A 17489-nucleotide genomic window follows, 5' to 3' on the forward strand; every position below is an offset into this window, starting at 1 on the left:
GATCCTTTATAAATACCGCCCGTACGATCCGCATGAGCTATCCGGTCACCTACTACTGTCCGCACTGCGGGACGCTCGTCGAACTGGAGCGCGACGGCTACCTCGCAGACAAGTCGGTGACGCCGTACCCCCTCGAAGGGTGGGCGTACGTCGCCCCGACGGACCCGTTCGAGGGCGACGACGCCGACGGCGTCCGGTTCGTCTGCGGCGAGAGCGACGGGGTCGACTGGGACCCGCACGACGGGGTTCGCGGGCCGGACGTGGGGGGCGGTGAACCCTACCGCGAGCCGGACGCGGAGGGCGATGAACCCTACCGCGAGTCGGACGCGGAGGGCGTCGGCTGCGGCGAGCCCTTCTACCTCTCCTTCGTCCGGTACGAGGAGGGCAGCGAGATCGACCCGCGCGCCGAGTCGGAGCTGGTGGAGATCGACCCCGATCCCCGCCCGAGAGGACCCCGCGGACCGGGCGGCCCGTCGGGCCCCGACGGCTCTGGGGGCGGGTCGGACGGCGGCTTCTGGTAGGCCGGAGGTCCGAACCGACCGTAGCGTTATGCCCCTGAAGCGTGACGTGGGGCGTATGGCCGACACAAAATCGGGACGCGACAAGCAGGCACGCGAGGAGGAGCGGCGACGGATACAGCGGGACATCTCGGAGGCCAGAGAGCGCGGCGACGAGCCGGAGCCGACCGCCGATCCGCCGACCGAGTGCCATCGTCGGGGCTGTTCCGAGCCCGTGGCGTTCTCGGTTACCGAGCGCTACCAGGAGGAGACCGGTGCGGGCGCCGTGGAGGCGACCGCGTTCCTCTGTGCGGACCACGCCGCCGGCGAGTCCCCGACGAACCTGTACGACGCGTACGAGGGGTACGTGTTCCGCGTCGAACCGGTCGCCGGCGGCGACGGTAGCTGAGCCGCGGGCGCTGACGACGACGACTGACAAACCACTTACTGCGGGAGCGAGAAGGGTCGAGCATGGAAAGCATCAACCGGACCGCGATCGAGCTCGTCGACGAGGCGCTCGACTTCGCCGGCGAGCTCGACGTCGTCGGCTACGAGCTGGACAACGGCGCCACCGTCGTCGACTTCGGCGTCGACGCCGCCGGCGGCGTCGAGGCGGGACTGCTGCTCGCCGAGATCCAGACCGCCGGGCTCGCGAACCTCCGCACCCGCATGGGCGAGGTCGCGGACGCGCCGCGCCAGTACGTCGAGCTGTCGACCGACCACCCCGCGATCGCCCTGCTCTGCTCGCAGAAGGCCGGTTGGGAGCTCGCCTTCGACTCCGGCTTCGAGGGGCTCGGCTCGGGGCCGGCCCGCGCGCTCGTCGGACAGGAGACCGAGTTCGAGCGCGTCGGCTACTACGACTCCTCCGAGTTCGCGACGCTCGCCGTCGAGTCGACGACGCTCCCGACCGAGGAGGTCGCGGAGCACGTCGCCGACCTCGCCGAGGTCGACGCCGAGGGCGTGTTCCTCCCGGCGTACGCCACCGGCTCGACCGCGGGGTCGGTCGCGACCGCGGCCCGCGCCGCGGAGCTCGCCGTCTTCCGCCTGCTGGAACTCGGCTACGAGCCGACCGACGTGCTTCACGCCTCCGGTTCCGCGCCGATGGCTCCGGCCACCCGCGACGAGGACCTCGCGATGGGCCGGACGAACGACGCCTTGGCGTACGGCGGGGAGGTCCACCTGCAGGTCGCGCGCGACGACGACCGCTTCGACCAGATCGTCTCGACCGCCCGCGAGGAGTACGGGACGCCGTTCGTCGAGGTGTTCGAGGACGCCGACTGGGACTTCTACGAGGTGGACGAGCGCGTCTTCGCCCCCGCGACGGTCACCGTCGACGTGGTCGACGGCCCCGTCTACACGGTCGGCGAGACGGACGAGGAGCTGCTGGCGGAGTCGTTCGGCTACCGCTGATGCCGGTCGCCGCGTCGCCACGTCCCGCCCCCCGACGATGAGGCTCAAACCCGTCCCCGAACCGCCCGACGCCCTCGACGACCTCCGCGCGTTCCAGCGGGCGGTCCCGCTCGTTCCGGGGCGCACCGACGACTGCTGCGCCCGGCTCCGCGAGCGGCAGGGACTCGCCGACAGACAGACCGCGAACGACTGGCTGGCGTTCCTGCGCGCGCTCGGACTGGCCCGCGAGACGCCCCGCGGGTTCGTCAGGGCCGACGCGGAGCCGACCCCCGAGCGCGTCCGCGAGGGGCTCCGCCAGGGCGTGCTGCTCGTCCCAGAAGCGCTTTCCGCCCTGCGGGACGCCTCGCCAGCGGACCCGCTCACCCCCGAGGGGCTGTTCGAGGCGACGCGAGAATCGGTGCCGAGACACGACCGCGCCCGCGATCCGGACTGGGCGGCGACGTGGCGCGAGCGCGCCGACCGGCTCCTCCGGTGGCTCGCGCTCGTCGACCTCGCCCGGCCGATCGAGGCGGGAGAGAGCGGCGGTTCGGAGGCGAGTCCAGTCGCCTACGTCACCGGCGACGCAGCCTGAGACGCCGCCTGAGACGCCGGTTCGTGAGAGCGACAGATGCCCCGTAACAAGCCTTTTACTCGGAGCCGGAGAGGTGTCACCATGGGACGATTCGACGGGCGGGACGGGCCGCTGACGGTCCAGTACGAGCCGACGAGCGTGAAGGACCTGCTCGTGGAGATGAAAGACACCGCCGAGCTGTTGATCGACCTGTCGTACTCCGCGGTCCTCCACGGGAGCCCGACGATCGCCCACGAGGTCGTCGAGCTCGAACACCGGATGGACGTGCTCCAGATGCGCGCGCGGATGAGCCTCATGCTCGCGGCGCGGAGCCCGGACGAGGCCGAGACGCTCGCGCCGGTGCTCGGCGTTGTCGGCGCGGCCGACAAGATCTCCGACGCCGCCGGCGACATCGCCAAGATCGTCACCGAGGAGATCGGGCTCCCCGACGCGATGCGCGGCGCGCTCACCGAGGGCGTCGAGACGCTGGTGCGCGGCACGGTCTCGCCCGACTCCGCGTACGCGGGGCGGACGCTGAAGGACATCGACCTGGAGTCGAAGACGGGCGTGCGCGTCATCGCGATCCGGCGCGACGACGACTGGATCCTCAACCCCGGTCCGACGACCCGGATCGAGGCCGGCGACGTGACGCTCCTCCGCGGGCCGGAGACGGGCGTCGCCGACGTGCACCCGACGCTGACCGGCGACGCGTTCGAGCCGGACGAGCCCCCGGAACCCGCGATCGACGACTTAGAGCGCGCGGTCGACTCCATCGTGTTGATGAAGAACCTCTCGGAGCTGGCGGTCGATCTGGCGTACGGCTCCGTGCTGTTCGACAACGAGGCGCTCTCCGAGGAGGTGTCGAACCTGGAGATCGAGGTCGACGCCCTCCAGTCGCGGTTCGAGGCGTGGACGCTCCGGGCCGCCCGCGAGGCCGACGACCCCGTCTCGCTGCGCGGGCTGATCCACCTCGGCGTCGCGACCGAGGAGATCTCCGACGCCGCCTTAGAGATCACCGAGGGCGTCATGCGCGACATCGGCGTCCACCCGGTCGTGGAGATGGCGGTCCAGGAGTCCGACGAGATCATCGTCCGAACCGTGATCGGCGAGGGGAGCGACCTCGACGGGACCCGGGTCGAAGACGGGATCCCCGCGACCGACATCTCGACGAGCGTCATCGCGATCCGGCGCCCCGACGAGGGGTGGCTCGTCGGCCACGACATCGACACCACGCTCCGCGCCGGCGACGCCGTCATCTCGAAGGGGACCCGCACCTCGGCCGAGGAGTTCGAGGCGCTGGCGGCGTGACGGTGCCCAAAACAGGCGACCCGGCTCGGCTCGCCCGGGCGTACTACGACGCGCTCGACGCCGGCGAGTACGACCGGCTCAGGGATCTACTCGCCCCCGACTTCGTCCAGCGGCGCCCCGACCGCACGTTCGAGGGGCGCGACCGCTTCGTCTCGTTCATGCGCGACGAGCGCCCGATGACCGACACGACTCACGTCGTCGACGCGGTGTACCCCGAGGGTCCCGGCGTCGCCGTCCGCGGTCGCCTGCTCGACGCCGACGGCGACGAGGTGTTCGCGTTCATCGATGTGTTCTCGGTCGAAGACGGGCGGCTCGCGGCGCTGGAGACGTACGCGGCGGCGGGCGGCGAGTAGCGTTCGGCAGGCCGGCTACGACTCGTACTCCGCCCAGACGTACCGCGTCCCGTAGCTCCGGTAGGGGCGCCACGCGTCGCCGATCTCGCGCATCTCCGCGCGGGTCAGCTCGTCGCCGTCGTTGTACACCTGCTCGATCCCCTTCCGCACCGCGAGGTCGCCCAGCGGGAGCACGTCCTCGCGGCCCAGCGCGAAGATGAGGTACATCCGCGCGGTCCACTCGCCGACGCCCCGGATCTCGGTGAGCGCGGCGACGGCCTCATCGTCGCTCGCGTCCGCGAGCCCCTCGCGCGTGAGTTCGCGGTCGCCGTCGCGGAACGCCGCGGCGACCTCGCGCAAGTACTCGACCTTGGTCCCGCTGAGACCCGCCTCGCGGAGGTCGTCCTCGTCGGCCGCGAGGACCAGATTCGGGGTGGGATCGCCGCCGAGTACGTCGAGGAACCGCTCGTGAATCGCCGCCGCGGAGGCGGTCGAGAGCTGCTGGTTCACGATCGAGGTACAGAGGCGCGAGAACTCGTCGCCGGCCGGCTCGACCGCCAGCGGGCCGTGTCGATCGATCAGCCGCGCCATCGTCGGGTCCTCGCGCAGGGTCGCCGCGACTCGCTCGTTCATCGGGCGGGGTTGGGGCCGGAGACGGGAGTGGGTTTCCCCGCGGAGCGCCCCGGATAAACTTACAGTGAGTTTTCCGTTTGGAAGATGGAAACGTTCAACCATTACGGTTCCGACCGTTTCGATATGCAGCTCGAAGACGTCCAGCGCGTAACGGTCCTCGGCGCCGGGAACATGGGCCACGGCATCGCGGAGGTGGCCGCGCTCGCCGGCTACGACGTGTCCCTGCGGGATATCAAAGAGGAGTTCGTACAGGACGGCTACGACCAGATCGAGTGGTCGCTCGGCAAGCTCGCCGAGAAGGACCGCATCGACGACGACGAGGCCGAAGCCGCGCTCGACCGCGTGGAGACCTTCGTCGACCTCGAAGACTCGCTCGCCGACGCCGACGTGGTGGTCGAGGTCGTCCCCGAGAAGATGGCGATCAAGAAAGACGTGTACGACGAGGTCGTCGAGTACGCGCCCGAGGAGGCCGTCTTCGTCACCAACACCTCCAGCCTCTCTATCACCGAACTGTCGGAAGTCACCGACCGCCCCGAGCGTTTCTGCGGGATGCACTTCTTCAACCCGCCGGTGCGGATGGACCTCGTCGAGGTCATCTCCGGGAGACACACCTCCGAGGACACCCTCGAACTGATCGAGGGGCTCGCCGAGTCGATGGGGAAGACCCCCGTCCGCGTCCGGAAGGACAGCCCCGGGTTCATCGTCAACCGGATCTTGGTCCCGCTGATGAACGAGGCCGCGTGGATCGTCGAGTCGGGCGACGCCGACATCGAGACGGTCGACTCCACGACGAAGTTCGACATGGGGCTCCCGATGGGCTCGTTCGAGCTCGCGGACCAAGTCGGCATCGACGTGGGGTACCACGTCCTGGAGTACATGCACGAGGTGCTGGGCGAGGCGTACCGCCCCTGCCCGCTGCTCGTCGAGAAGGTCGAGGCCGAGGAGCTGGGGAAGAAGACCGGTAAGGGGTTCTACGACTACGAGAACGGCGGGGCGCAGATCCCGTCCGACGCGATCGACGCCGACGTCCGCAAGCGACTGCTCGCCGTGATGGCCAACGAGGTCGCCGGCCTCGTCGGGAACGACGTGGCCGATCCGCGGGCGATCGACCGCGCGGTGATGCTCGGCGCCGGCTTCCCGGACGGTCCCGCGAAGCTCGCCGACAGCGAGGGGCTCGACGACCTCGTCGACGTGCTCGACGACCTCCACGAGGAGACGGGCGAGGCGCGCTACGAGGCGACCGACTACCTCCGCGAGGCCGCCGAGGCGGGCGGCTTCCACGACGGCGACCGGGCCGGCGACGGCGAGGACGGCGACGACGCGCTCGCCGCCTACGACACCCTCAACGTCACCGTCGAGGGCCGCGTGGGGCACGTCGAGATCGACCGCCCGCACCGGATGAACACGATCAGCGGAGAGCTTCTCGACGAGCTCCCGGACGCGGTCGACCGCCTCGACGACGACGACGAGGTGCGGGCGATCCTGCTCTCCGGCGCCGGCGATCGCGCGTTCTCCGCGGGCGCCGACGTACAGAGCATGGCCGCCGGCGGCGTCGAACCGCTCACCGCGGTCGAGCTCTCGCGGCGGGGTCAGCGGGCGTTCGGCAAACTGGAGGACTCCGACAAGCCCGTGGTCGCCGCCATCGACGGCTACTGCCTCGGCGGGGGAATGGAGCTCGCGACCGCGGCGGATCTCCGGGTCGCCTCCGAGCGATCGGAGTTCGGCCAGCCGGAGCACGACCTCGGACTGATGCCGGGGTGGGGAGGCACCCAGCGGCTCGCTCGGATCGTCGGCGAGGGGCGCGCCAAGGAGATCATCTTCACCGCGGACCGCTACGAACCGGAGACGCTCGAAGGGTACGGTTTCGTCAACGACGTGGTCCCGGACGACGAGCTCGACGAACGCGCGCGGGAGCTGGTCGAGCAGCTCGCCGCCGGCCCGCCGATCGCTCAGAAATACACGAAACGTACGATACACGCCGGCCGCACCGACGGCGAGGCCGGTCTCGAAGTGGAGGCGATGGGTTTCGGCCACGTGATGAACACCGACGACCTCATCGAGGGCGTCACGGCGTTCATGGGCGACGGCGATCCCGAGTTCGAGGGGAAGTGAGGTAGCAAGCGAGGGGGTCCGCGGCCGACTCACCCCTCCAACCGCGTCGAGAGGAACGTCCACCGAGCGTCGTCGCCGGCGTTGAGCGAGTTGTCGACCCCCCACTCTCGTTCGACGACGAACCCGGCGTTCCGGAGGTGCTCCCGCGTCGCCTCGACGCCCGCGATGTGCCACTGCATCTCGACCCCCGTGTCGAGCCAGTCCGGGTTCGCACCGCTCCACTCCTCGGGCCCCTCGGAGCAGAGCAGTCTCCCCCCGTTGCGGAGGACGCGAGCGAACTCGTCGACGACCGCTTGGTGTTGCTCGCGCGGGACGTGGATGAGCGAGTGGTAGGCCGTCACCGCGTCGAAGGATCCGTCGCGGAAGGGCAGCCTCGCCATGTCCCCCTGCGCGAGCGCCGCGTCGGGGACGGCGTCCGCGGCCAGTTCCAGTTGCGAACGCGAGATATCCATCCCGACTGCGGTCTCCGACGCGTGTAGGTCCCGGAGAACGGGCGTTCCCTGTCCGCAGCCGGCGTCGAGGACGCGCGCTGATCCGGGAAGCCCTTGGAGAAACCGTGAGAGAACCTCTCGTCCGCGACCGTCTTCGTTCCGATCCGCGGCGTACGCCTCCGCCAGTTCGTCGTACCCGCGGCGAACGGCGTCTTTATCAACCATGCGGTCCGGGTACCGAGGCGTAACCGTTCAAGACTTCGGTCGTCGCGTCCGGCCCCTGCCGCCGCCGGATCGTCCCGCTACAGCGGGGTGTCAGACGCCGCGGTCACCTGTCGCCCGACGCACGTGACGAGGTAGGCGACGGCGGCGACGAACAGCGCGATACCGAGGACGTCCGAGGCGCCGGGCAGCGCGGACTCGACGAACTCGGGGAGAGTCGTCGCTCCCGACAGCGGGACGAGGAGCACGGCGACGCCTCGTCGGAGGGACCGCTTCGAGATCATCTCTGACATTGCGCTCGGTGACGGAACGCGGAGTGAAAAGTGTCTGGCAGTCGCGAGTCGCCGCGATCGCGCCACCTCGGTTCTGCTCGCCGTGCCTCGCTCGCGTCGACTCCGCCGATCAGACGTACCCTTCGCCGATCAGACGTACCCTTCTTCGACGAGCAGCTCGCCGTTGAGCAGCGAGGCGCCCGCGGCGCCGCGGATCGTGTTGTGCGCGAGGCAGTTGTACTTCGCGCCGGCGTCGGTCGCCTGCACGCCGCCGGCGACGATGCCCATCCCGTCCGCGTACGTGCGGTCGAGGCGGGGCTGGGGACGCTCCGGCTCGTCCTCGCCGAACACCTTGATGAGCTGGTCGGGCGAACTGGGGAGCGCGCCGGCGCCCTCGAACGAGCGCATCGCCTCGCGGAGGTCGGCGGGCGAGGGGTCCTCGGCGAACTCGGCGAAGACGTTCTCGAGGTGGCCGTCGAGCGTCGGAATTCGGTTACAGGAGGCGGCCACGTCGGCGCCGTGGAGGTGGATCTCCGCGCCGTCGAACTCGCCGAGGAGCTTGCGCGACTCCGTCTCCATCTTCTCCTCCTCGCCGCCGATGTGCGGGATGGCGTTGTCGATGATCTCCATCGAGGTGACGCCGGAGTAGCCGGCCCCCGACACCGCCTGCAGGGTGGAGACCCGGACGCTCTCCAGCCCGAACCGGTCGATCGCCGCCAGGGTGGGGACCATCGTGATCGTCGAGCAGTTCGGGTTCTTGACGAGGGCCCCGTCCCAGCCGCGCTCGTCGCGCTGGACCTCGATCAGGTCGAGGTGATCGGGGTTGATCTCGGGGATCGTCAGCGGCACGTCCATCGCCATGCGGTCGTTCGAGGAGTTCGAGGAGACGACGTACCCCTCCTCCAGGAACGCCGGCTCGACCTCGGCCGCGACGCCCGAGGGGAGCGACGAGAAGAGCAGGTCCACGTCGTCGTCCGCGATCCCGTCGGGCGTCGTCTCCGCGACCTCCATCTCGGCGACGTCGTCCGGGATCGGGGTGTCTACGCGCCACTTCGCGGCCTCGCGATAACTCTTGCCCGCGCTGTCCGCACTCGCGGTGACCGCGGCGAGGTCGAACGTCGGGTGGTCGTCGAGGAGCTGGATGAACCGCTGTCCCACGGCGCCGGTGGCGCCGAGGATGCCGACTCGTACAGACATTGCACGTGGGTCGGTCACAGGGACGTAAGTGCGTTCGGATACGCGCCGATTCCGCCGGTCGGTGACGGCGCCCGGTCCGCGCGGAAGCGACCGCGTCCCGGTGACGCGGGTGCGGCACGCGACGTTTATATACCTCCTCGTGGCAGTACGTGACAATGACCGACTTCGGAGCGCTGTCCATCGCGCCGCCGGTGCTCGCGATCGTGCTGGCGGTGATCACGCGGAAGGCCGTCCTGTCACTGTTCCTCGGCATCTGGTCGGGGGCCGTCATCGTCACCGGCGGGCTCGGAATCGTACAGACGTTCGAGTGGATCGTCGCGGCGGTCTCCGACGAGTTCCAGGCCACCATCCTCGTGTTCACCCTGCTCCTCGGATCCGGCGTCGCCATGGTGTGGAACCTCGGCGGCACCGCCGCGGTCCGCGACTGGGCGCTCGAACGCCTCGACTCCCAGCGGCAGGCCGGGCTCGTCGCGTGGGGGCTCGGGATCGTCCTCTTCTTCGACGACTACGCAAACACCGCGATCGTCGGGTCGGCGATGAAGGACGTCTCCGACCGCCTCCGGATCTCCCGCGAGAAGCTCTCGTACATCGTCGACTCCACCGCCGCCCCGGTGGCGACGCTGGGCATCTCCTCGTGGGTCGCGTTCCAGCTCTCCCTCATCACGGAGGGGTACGAGTCCGCCGGCGTCGACGCCGCGAACCGCCCCGGGACCTTCGACGTGTTCGTCTCGTCGATCCCGTTCAACATGTACGCGATCCTCGCGATCGTGATGGTCCTCCTGATCGTGGGGTCGGGCCGCGACTACGGCGAGATGCTGACCGCCGAGAACCGCTCGTGGACCTCCGGGAAGGTGACGCGCGACGAGGCCGTGCCGATGCAGGATGTGGCCGGCGAGCTCGGCGAGCCGCCCGCGTCGACGCCCCGGCTCGCCAACTTCTTCGTCCCCGTCGCGGTGCTGATCGTCGTGACGGTCGCGACCGCGCTGTGGTCCGGCGAGTTCTCGCCGGTCGCGTTCGGCGGCGACCTCCTCGCCGGGGAGCTCAGCGCGGCCGGCGGAGAGCTGTGGGACGCCGCGCTCAACGCCTCCTACGAGGTGGCGCTGATGATCGGATCGTTCGCGATGGTCGCGAGCGGCTTCGCCCTCGCGAAAGTGTACGGGATCTTCGGGGTCGGCGACGCGACCGAGTACACGATCGACGGGTTCGGGATCATGCTCACCGCGGCCTCCATCCTCGTGCTCGCGTGGGGGATCGGCGAGGCGATCGACGCGCTCGGCACCGGCGACTACGTCGCGACCATCGCGGTGGGGTCAGTCTCCCCCGCGCTCCTGCCCGCGCTGGTGTTCGTCGTCGCCGGCGTCATCGCCTTTTCGACCGGCACCTCGTGGGGGACGATGGGGATCGTCACCCCGATCGCGATCCCGATCGCGTGGGAGGTCAGCGGCGGCGGCGCGGCGGGCCACACGCTCGTGGCGGCGATGGTGGGCGTCATCTTCTCGGGCGCCATCTTCGGGGACCACAGCTCGCCCATCTCCGACACGACCGTCCTCTCGGCGACGTTCACCGGCGCCGACCTGATCGACCACGTCCGCACCCAGATCTACTACGCGGTCACGGTCGCCGCGGTCGTCGTCCTCCTCCTCGTCGTGTGGGGATTCACCCGGGTGAGGCCGCTCGCGCTGCTCCCGCTCGGCGCCGTCCTGCTGGCCGGGCTCGTCTACCTCCTGTCCGAGATCGACGCCTCCAGGCGCGGCATCGATCCGGTGTCGGCCTCGGAGGCGCAGTCCGACGACGGCGAGCGCGTGGTCGTCGCGGGCACCGAGCAGGAGGACTGAACGACCGCAGCGGACCTTTTAAACCGAGGCGGCGGCTATTCGCAGACGCGCGCCCTCAGTCCCCGCCCGAGTACTCCCCGATGGGAGCGATGACCGCGCGGAGAACCCAGGCGCGTCACATGTGGTCGTTCACGCGACCCGCCCGTCGCCGCGCAGGCGACCGCCCGCCACGAGGGTTTCCCGGTCGACGCGGCACGCCGCCGGAGATGAGACCGGTCGTTAGTGTCGCGGGCGACATTTCACGAAAAACAGTTCTCAACCGTTGAGGCGTCGGATTCGCGATCAGTCCCGCAACACCAGCGGCCCGATCGCGAGCGTTCGCTTCGCGAGGGTGAGAACGCGGAGCACGTAGGAGATGAAAAGGGAGAACGGGAGGAGCGTAACCGCGAACGCGCCCCCGACGACGAGCGAGAGGTGGTCGACCCCGAGGGTTCGCCCCGGGAACGTGCCGCCGTCGACGACCGCGAGCATGGCGCCCGCGACGACCAACGCGGGCACCGCGGCGTAGAGGATCAGCCGCGAGAGGTCGATCAGCGCCCACTGGAAGTACAGCGTCTTGACGTGTTCGCGGGCGGGACCGAACAGCGACAGCGATTCCTTTAGCTCCCCGATCAGGTCCCGTTCCTCGTCGGTGAGCGTGTCGCCGTGATTGTCGACGACGCGCTCGCTCCGACCGATCTTTCGGCCGTAGTTGAAATCGAGGGCGGCGAACACCACGTCGAAGGAACCGAACTCCGCGCCGTCGAGCTGGCCACGCACTCCGTCGGCGTTCTCGACCACGCCCGCGACGAGCTCGTCGATGTCCGCTTCGAGGGCGGCTCGATCCGGGCCGTCGTCACTGTCACCGCTGTCGTGAACCGCTTCGCGGAGATCCAAAGCGCGGTCGGACGCCGCCTGGAGGATCGCCTCGAGGAACGCGTCGGGGTCCGTCGGAGCCGGCGAACCGGTCAGGTCCGCGACGGAGTCCCGGACCGCGAGCGTGTCGTCCATGCGCTCCTGTTGGTCCCCGAGGGGACCATTCTCCTGCGTGAGAACGAGCTGTCCGATCGTGACGACGAGTGTCGCCCCGGTGACGATCGCCGTGATCATCGAGGCGAACAGCGTCTCGATCGGGTCGCTCGACCCGACCTTCTCGGCGAGAGCCGGGGAGAACGCGGCCGCTACGGCGAGGAAAGCGACGAAGACGACGAGCGTCAGGACGCCCGCGACGAGGAGCCTGTTCGCGCGCAACAGCAGCCAGAGCTTCACCCGGTTCTCGCCGGCGCGTGCGCGCATCGTGTCGGCGGTGGTCGCGCTGCCGTCGGTGGTGTCGCCGTCGCCGGCCGCGGTCGACTCCGCCCCTGTCGTCTCGCTCATCGCGGCTCGACGGTCACCGCGAGGTCGTCGACGTAGTGAGTCGCGTCGGCCCCCCAGATCACCGCCGTCCCCACCGCGAGGTGGAGCGTGTCCATCGACAGCTCGGGGGCGGTCCACTCGAAGGAGCACTCCCGCCAGCCGTCGGCGCGCCACAGCGCGTCGCGGAGCCCGCCGTACGGCGTCTCGCCGAGGCCCCCTTCGAACCCCTCCTCGAAGGCCGAGCCGTCGCTCCCGTCCCCACATCCCGCGAGCCCTGCGAGGCCGACGGCGCCGATCCCGGCGCTCTTCCGGAGCAGACCGCGTCGTCTCACGGCGTCTCACGTCCGTCCATAACGAGCGACACGACGCCCGACCGACACATAAGTACACGGTGCGTTACGCGTCGCGTCGGGCGGCCTCCGTTCGGGGTTCGGGCGCTCGTCGACTCGACGGTACGGAGCGCTCGTCGGTTCGGCGTCAGCGAATCCACGATCGGACTGACGATCGTCGCGATGGGGACCTCGACGCCCGAACTCGTCGTGACGGTCGACGCGGCGCTGGCGGGGCTCGCCGAGATCGGCGTCGGAAACGTGGTCGGCTCGAACGCTTACACCCTCGCGTTCATCCTCGGGGCGGTGTCGCTGCTACGCGTCATCCCGGTCGAGCGCTCGCTGGTCCACCGCGACGGCGCCGCGCTGGTACTCTCGACGTTCGTCGGGGTCGGAGCCCTGCTCGACAGGACCGTGACCGCTATCGAGGGCGCCCCGCTGGTCGGACTGTTCGTCGCCTACACGGCCTACCTCGTGCGCGACGAGCGCACGGCGCACTCGATCGAGACGCCCACCTGGCTGACGGTCCTCACGGTGGTGACGCCCACCTGGCTGACGGTCCTCACGGTGGTGAGGGTCGCGGCGCTGTGGTCCGGGCGGCGGCTCTCACGCACCGAGGGCGCTCTCTTCGCCTGCTCCGTGCTGGCCCGGTGGACGCTGGGGCTGTCGCGTATCTTCGGGTGACCCGGTGGCGCGACGGACGCGGTCGGCGTCCGACGCCGCCGTCCGCCGGACCGACACCCGAATCGTTATCGGAGGGGGCGTGGAGGGTGTAGCCGTCGAACGATGGACCACGTCTTTCTCGCGCACGTCTCCGTGTTCGCGCTGTCGGCGCTCGCGTGTCTCGCCGCCCTGCCGCGAGCCCTGCGCGTCGGACACCCGGAGACCCGCGAGGGACTGGTCGCGCTCCTCCTCGCGGTCGCCGTCTGGGCGGGCGGCTACGTGGGGTACCTCGTCGCGCCGGACGAGACGCTCAAGACGGCGTGTTACATTGTCGGATTCGTCTTCGCGCTCCTCGCTGTCGGCGCGTGGCTCTACTTCTGTGCCGCCTACACCGGTCGATCGCCTCGACACGCGCCGTACCGGTGGCTCGTCGTCGGCCTCTTCGCGGCGATGAGCCTGCTGAAGGTGACCAATCCGGTCCACGAGCTCTACTTCACGACGACGTGGGTCACCGAGCCGTTCCCCCACCTCACGATCCGGCACGAGCTGCTCTACTGGGCGGTCCTCGGGCTCTCGTACGCCGTCATCGCGGTCGGGTTCTTCATGCTGATCGAGCAGTTCTACTACGCCGGCGCCGACAGCCGGCCGCTGGTCGCGCTCGTCGGCGTCACGGCGATTCCGACGGCCGCGACCGTCTTCGGGGGAGAGCTGTCCTGGCTCCTCCCGCTGATGTACGAGCCGCCGGGGGTGGCGCTGTTCGCCGTCGGCACGCTGTTCGTCTACGTCCGGCGGTTCGAGGCGATCCGGTTCGCGGCCGAGAGCGACGCCGCGGCGATATTCTTGGACCAATCCGGACGCGTCCGCGATTACAATCGGGCCGCGAGCCTGCTGTTCCCGCCGCTCCGCGGGGCGATCGGCGAGCCGCTCGAATCCGTGCTTCCGCGACTCGCCATCGACCGCGACGCGGACGGCGTGATCGCGGTGGAAGGCGCGACCGACGGGGAAGAGGGAGCGCCATCCCGAACGACGGCGTTTTTCCACGTCTCTCGGAACGCGTTCACCGCCGGCGGCGTCCCGGCCGGTGAGCTACTCACGGTCGCCGACGTCACCGACAGGGAACGGTACCGGATCCGTCTGGAGGAGCGGACGGAACAGTTGGAGGCGCTGAACCGGGTGGTCCGCCACGACATCCGCAACGACATGGCCGTGATCCACGGCTGGGCCGAGGCCCTCCGCGACCACGTCGACGAGGACGGACGGGACGCCCTCGACCGCGTGCTCCGGAAGTCCGCCCACGTCATCGAGCTTACCGAGACGGCTCGCGACTTCGTCGACTCGCTCACCGGGGACGCGGTGCTCGAAGTGAAGCCGGTCGATCTGTGCGACGTGTTGACCGCCGAGGTCCAGGCCGCGCGCGACTCCTTCCCGAACGCGACGGTCCGCGTGCCCGAGGACCCGCCTCGGGCCACCGTCCTCGCGAACGAGATGCTCGCGTCGGTGTTCCGGAACCTCCTGAACAACGCGGTCCAGCACAACGACACCGACGCCCCAGAGGTGACGGTCACCTGCGAGGAGACCGACGACCGGATCCGCGTCCGGGTCGCCGACAACGGGCCGGGCGTTCCCGACACGGAGAAGGAGGTGGTGTTCGGCAAAGGCGAGAAGGGACTCGACAGCGCCGGCTCCGGGATCGGGCTCTACCTCGTCTCGGTCCTGACCCGGCAGTTCGGCGGCGACGTGTGGGTCGAGGACAACGAGCCGCGAGGCGCCGTCTTCGTCGTCGAACTCGCCCGCGCCGAAGGAGAGGAGCAGCCGGGCGAGCGAGCGGTCGGCGGCGACGCCGTGGTTGGAGGGGCGGCGATCGGCGACGATCGCTCGTAAACCCGATCACGGGCCTACTGGCGGGGTCGGCGGCGACCGCGTTCGGCGGAGCGCGATCCGCCAAAACCCGCGGCTCGCGGTGTTACTCGCCGTCGAAGGCCCCGGTGCGAGAATCGAACCCGAGGCGAGACTCGCCGCGCTCGTCTCGCGTGGTTCAATCTCGCCTTCCGGCTTTTCCACTCCTCCCTACGGTCGTCGTGAAAAGGTCCGGGTGCGAGAATCGAACCCGCGTCTCAGCCTCCACAAGGCTGAAGGATAGTCCACTACCCTAACCCGGACACGCGTCGATATCTATCCCGCTTTGATAAATAACCGTTACGACTCCCGGACGGGCGTGTGACGCGGTGTCGTTCGGTGAACGGCCTCGCCGGTCGGGACGGTGTCGTTCGGTGAGTGGCCTCGCCGGTCGGGACGGTGTCGTTCGGTGAGTGGCCTCGCCGGTCGGGACGGTGTCGTTCGGTGAGTGGCCTCGCCGGTCGGGACGTCGTCGCCCCCGCGACCGCGTCGCTTTTACTCCCAGCCGGCGTATCAGCGGGCAACCGTGGCGTTCACCGACAAGATCTACGTGAAGAACCACCGGCAGCTCGCCTCCCAGCTGGAGACGAACATCCCGAAGGGGGCCTTCGCCGGCGCGACGCTGGACATGCTGTTCACCGGCGACGGGCTCTCGAAGCTCGACTCGACGACGCGGGACCGGATCCTGGACTTCGCGGAGGACTTCCTCGACTGCGACTGTCAGGCGAACCCCTACTGCGGCTGCCCGGAGGAGAAGTTCATGCGGTACGTGTTGGAGCTTCGGGCAGAGGGACTCGGCCCGCAGGCGATCGTGGACGTGATGAGCGACGACTACATGGTGTACGCGTACACCGGCGACGTGCTCTCGTTCCTCGACGACTCGGTGCGGCAGTTGGAGGCGATCGAAACCCTCGCCGATGTCGAGAACAACGAGGAGATGTCGGATCGGGCGCGGAGAGCGAAACGGGAACTGTCGGGATAGGCGGTATTCGTGAGTAGAGTCTCTGTCGGTTATTTATAAACGGTCATCGACAGATCGACGGTGAAGGCCACCAAAGCCCCAGCCGCGAAAACGGCGCACGCTCGCTGCGCGCTTCAGTCGTTCGCTCCGCTCACTCCTTGCAGTGCTTACGTCGCCTGCGCCGTTTTCGCGGCTACCCCTTTGAGTCCCACCCGACCGCACAGCACCGCCAGAAGACGGTCGCCTCGCTGCGCTCGGCGCTGCGACTTCCGTGCTCCCGCTCGCTCCGCTCGCGGGACCGCAGCCTCACACCTCCCCAGCCTCGTCAGTGGTCCTCCGCGTTGCTCCGGACCACTGACTCCCTCGCACCGTCGGTTCGCGGCCTGACGGCCGCTCACCGGGGCGCGCCACCGCCTCGTTCAGATATAAGTAGAACACGGGGCCGTGACGGTTTCTTCCCGGTTATCGAATTCCCGCCTCCTCGGAGCGTCCGAACGGTCTAAGTACGCTCAATCCCGAACTCGACCAATGAGTCTTCGGCCCGCGTGGCTGACGTTCAGGCGATACGCGGCGGCGACGACCGGGATGACGCTGGTGTTGTTCGCGCTCGGCGTCTACACCGCGGCGACCGGCTCGGGGCTGGCGTGTCAGGCCCAGTGGCCGCTCTGTTCCGACCAGTTCATCCCCGAACTGACGATCAACCCGGACTTCATCGAGTGGTTCCACCGCGTGTGGGCGATGGTCACCGGGTTCCTCATCATCGGCGTCGCCGGCTGGTCGTGGTTCGGCGGTCGAGATCGCCGAACCCGGCTGGCGGCGACGCTCGCGGTCGCGATCCTCCCGCTGCAGATCACGGTCGGCGCGATAACCGTCACCCTCGGCGGATTCGTTCCCGGCGGGTACACGGTGTCGACGCACGCCGCCCACCTGATCGTCGCGCTGGGGATCTTCACGCTGCTCGGGCTGGCGACGATCTGGGGCGGCGGCCGCGGCTCCCCGCGGCTGCTCCGGGCCGCGGTCGGGGTCGCTGTGGCCGGGATCGTCGCCAGCGCGGTGTTCTCGCGAGCGGTCCCGTTCGTCACCTACTCGCCGGGGGCGCAGGCGGGCTTCTACGCGACCGGGCTCGCCGGCCACCTCGGGCTCGTGGCGGCCGTCGCGTACGCCACGGAGGCGGTCCGAACCGGCTACGCGGGGCTCGATCGGTCGACCGCGAAGACCGTTCGCCTGCTCGCCGGCGGCGCGATGGCCGCCCTCGTCGGGACCCTGCTTTTAGGCCGCGACCTGGTGTTGTACTCCCCGTTCTGGCAGCTGCTCAACCTCGTCGCGCTCGCCGCCGCCGCCGCGCTCGCGCTCGGCGCCGCGTGGGCGATCAGGGGCGGCGGGTCGGAGGGGACGGCGGCGGGCCCCGTTCACGGCGACTGATCGGATCGACCAGTCGAGGCTCCCCGGAAACGGGTTCGACGACCTGCCTGAGGAGGAAAGGTTAAAATCAGTTCCCGTTCACCC

Annotated in this window: 17 protein-coding genes, 1 tRNA gene and 1 pseudogene; 12 read left to right on the plus strand and 7 right to left on the minus strand. The window is 69.7% G+C overall.

The window, feature by feature from the left end; genetic code table 11:
* The first annotated feature begins 32 nt into the window (after positions 1-32).
* The 6 genes from C471_RS02625 to C471_RS02650 all read left to right on the plus strand — a co-directional run bounded on the left by C471_RS02625 (position 33) and on the right by C471_RS02650 (position 4118).
* Positions 33-521 carry a hypothetical protein gene (locus tag C471_RS02625; protein ID WP_004046413.1) on the plus strand — a complete coding sequence of 163 codons (489 nt, stop codon included), beginning with the start codon at positions 33-35 and terminating at the stop codon, positions 519-521.
* A gap of 55 nt (positions 522-576) precedes the next feature.
* Positions 577-906 carry a hypothetical protein gene (locus C471_RS02630; protein WP_049908931.1) on the plus strand — a complete coding sequence of 110 codons (330 nt, stop codon included), beginning with the start codon at positions 577-579 and terminating at the stop codon, positions 904-906.
* A gap of 62 nt (positions 907-968) precedes the next feature.
* Complete coding sequence (gene mch, locus C471_RS02635; protein WP_004046415.1) at positions 969-1907, plus strand: methenyltetrahydromethanopterin cyclohydrolase; 939 nt, start codon at positions 969-971, stop codon at positions 1905-1907.
* A 37-nt stretch (positions 1908-1944) separates the two neighbouring features.
* The gene (locus C471_RS02640; RefSeq protein WP_004046416.1) at positions 1945-2478 is read left to right on the plus strand and encodes a hypothetical protein; all 534 of its coding nucleotides are present in this window, start codon (positions 1945-1947) and stop codon (positions 2476-2478) included.
* 81 nt (positions 2479-2559) lie between these two features.
* Complete coding sequence (locus C471_RS02645) at positions 2560-3765, plus strand: potassium channel family protein (RefSeq protein ID WP_004046417.1); 1206 nt, start codon at positions 2560-2562, stop codon at positions 3763-3765.
* Complete coding sequence (locus C471_RS02650; RefSeq protein WP_004046418.1) at positions 3762-4118, plus strand: nuclear transport factor 2 family protein; 357 nt, start codon at positions 3762-3764, stop codon at positions 4116-4118. Before C471_RS02645 ends, C471_RS02650 begins: the two co-directional genes overlap by 4 nt.
* 15 nt (positions 4119-4133) lie before the next feature.
* On the opposite strand, the gene C471_RS02655 is transcribed toward C471_RS02650, so the two are convergent.
* Positions 4134-4730 carry a DNA-3-methyladenine glycosylase family protein gene (locus C471_RS02655; RefSeq protein ID WP_004046419.1) on the minus strand — a complete coding sequence of 199 codons (597 nt, stop codon included), beginning with the start codon at positions 4728-4730 and terminating at the stop codon, positions 4134-4136.
* 123 nt (positions 4731-4853) lie between these two features.
* Between C471_RS02655 and C471_RS02660 the strand changes: the two genes are divergently transcribed.
* Positions 4854-6842 (plus strand): 3-hydroxyacyl-CoA dehydrogenase/enoyl-CoA hydratase family protein, encoded by a 1989-nt coding sequence (locus C471_RS02660; RefSeq protein WP_004046420.1) that lies wholly within the window; start codon positions 4854-4856, stop codon positions 6840-6842.
* Positions 6843-6871: 29 nt separating this feature from the next.
* On the opposite strand, the gene C471_RS02665 is transcribed toward C471_RS02660, so the two are convergent.
* From C471_RS02665 to asd, 3 genes are all read right to left on the minus strand, one after another.
* The gene (locus C471_RS02665; protein WP_004046421.1) at positions 6872-7498 is read right to left on the minus strand and encodes a class I SAM-dependent methyltransferase; all 627 of its coding nucleotides are present in this window, start codon (positions 7496-7498) and stop codon (positions 6872-6874) included.
* A gap of 77 nt (positions 7499-7575) precedes the next feature.
* Positions 7576-7788, minus strand: coding sequence for a hypothetical protein (locus C471_RS02670; protein ID WP_004046422.1), 213 nt, complete (start codon positions 7786-7788; stop codon positions 7576-7578).
* Positions 7789-7917: 129 nt separating this feature from the next.
* Complete coding sequence (asd, locus tag C471_RS02675; RefSeq protein WP_004046423.1) at positions 7918-8964, minus strand: aspartate-semialdehyde dehydrogenase; 1047 nt, start codon at positions 8962-8964, stop codon at positions 7918-7920.
* Positions 8965-9119: 155 nt separating this feature from the next.
* On the opposite strand from asd, the gene C471_RS02680 reads away from it, so the two are divergent.
* Entirely contained in the window at positions 9120-10799 is a 1680-nt protein-coding gene (locus C471_RS02680) for a Na+/H+ antiporter NhaC family protein (RefSeq protein ID WP_004046424.1), read from the plus strand.
* Positions 10800-11081: 282 nt separating this feature from the next.
* Here C471_RS02680 and C471_RS02685 read toward each other — a convergent pair whose 3' ends face one another.
* On the minus strand, positions 11082-12155 hold the full coding sequence (locus tag C471_RS02685) for a hypothetical protein (protein ID WP_004046425.1): 1074 nt from the start codon (positions 12153-12155) through the stop codon (positions 11082-11084).
* Positions 12152-12466, minus strand: coding sequence for a hypothetical protein (locus C471_RS02690; protein ID WP_004046426.1), 315 nt, complete (start codon positions 12464-12466; stop codon positions 12152-12154). The genes C471_RS02685 and C471_RS02690 overlap by 4 nt, the downstream gene beginning before the upstream one ends.
* A gap of 93 nt (positions 12467-12559) precedes the next feature.
* Here C471_RS02690 and C471_RS02695 point away from each other — a divergent pair.
* Positions 12560-13147: pseudogene (locus C471_RS02695) on the plus strand (sodium:calcium antiporter); the annotation flags it as partial.
* Positions 13148-13249: 102 nt separating this feature from the next.
* Positions 13250-15007: a sensor histidine kinase gene (locus C471_RS02700; RefSeq protein ID WP_004046428.1), complete on the plus strand. Its 1758-nt coding sequence runs from the start codon at positions 13250-13252 to the stop codon at positions 15005-15007.
* 205 nt (positions 15008-15212) lie between these two features.
* Here the strand turns inward: C471_RS02700 and C471_RS02705 are convergent.
* Positions 15213-15285, minus strand: a tRNA-His gene (locus tag C471_RS02705).
* A 263-nt stretch (positions 15286-15548) separates the two neighbouring features.
* On the opposite strand from C471_RS02705, the gene C471_RS02710 reads away from it, so the two are divergent.
* Together C471_RS02710 and C471_RS02715 are read left to right on the plus strand one after the other, a co-directional pair.
* On the plus strand, positions 15549-16004 hold the full coding sequence (locus C471_RS02710; protein WP_004046429.1) for a DUF5814 domain-containing protein: 456 nt from the start codon (positions 15549-15551) through the stop codon (positions 16002-16004).
* Positions 16005-16511: 507 nt separating this feature from the next.
* Positions 16512-17405, plus strand: coding sequence for a COX15/CtaA family protein (locus tag C471_RS02715; RefSeq protein WP_239638603.1), 894 nt, complete (start codon positions 16512-16514; stop codon positions 17403-17405).
* Positions 17406-17489: the final 84 nt, after the last annotated feature.

This window comes from Halorubrum saccharovorum DSM 1137, assembly GCF_000337915.1.
In the GTDB taxonomy this organism is placed as follows: Archaea; Halobacteriota; Halobacteria; order Halobacteriales; family Haloferacaceae; genus Halorubrum; species Halorubrum saccharovorum.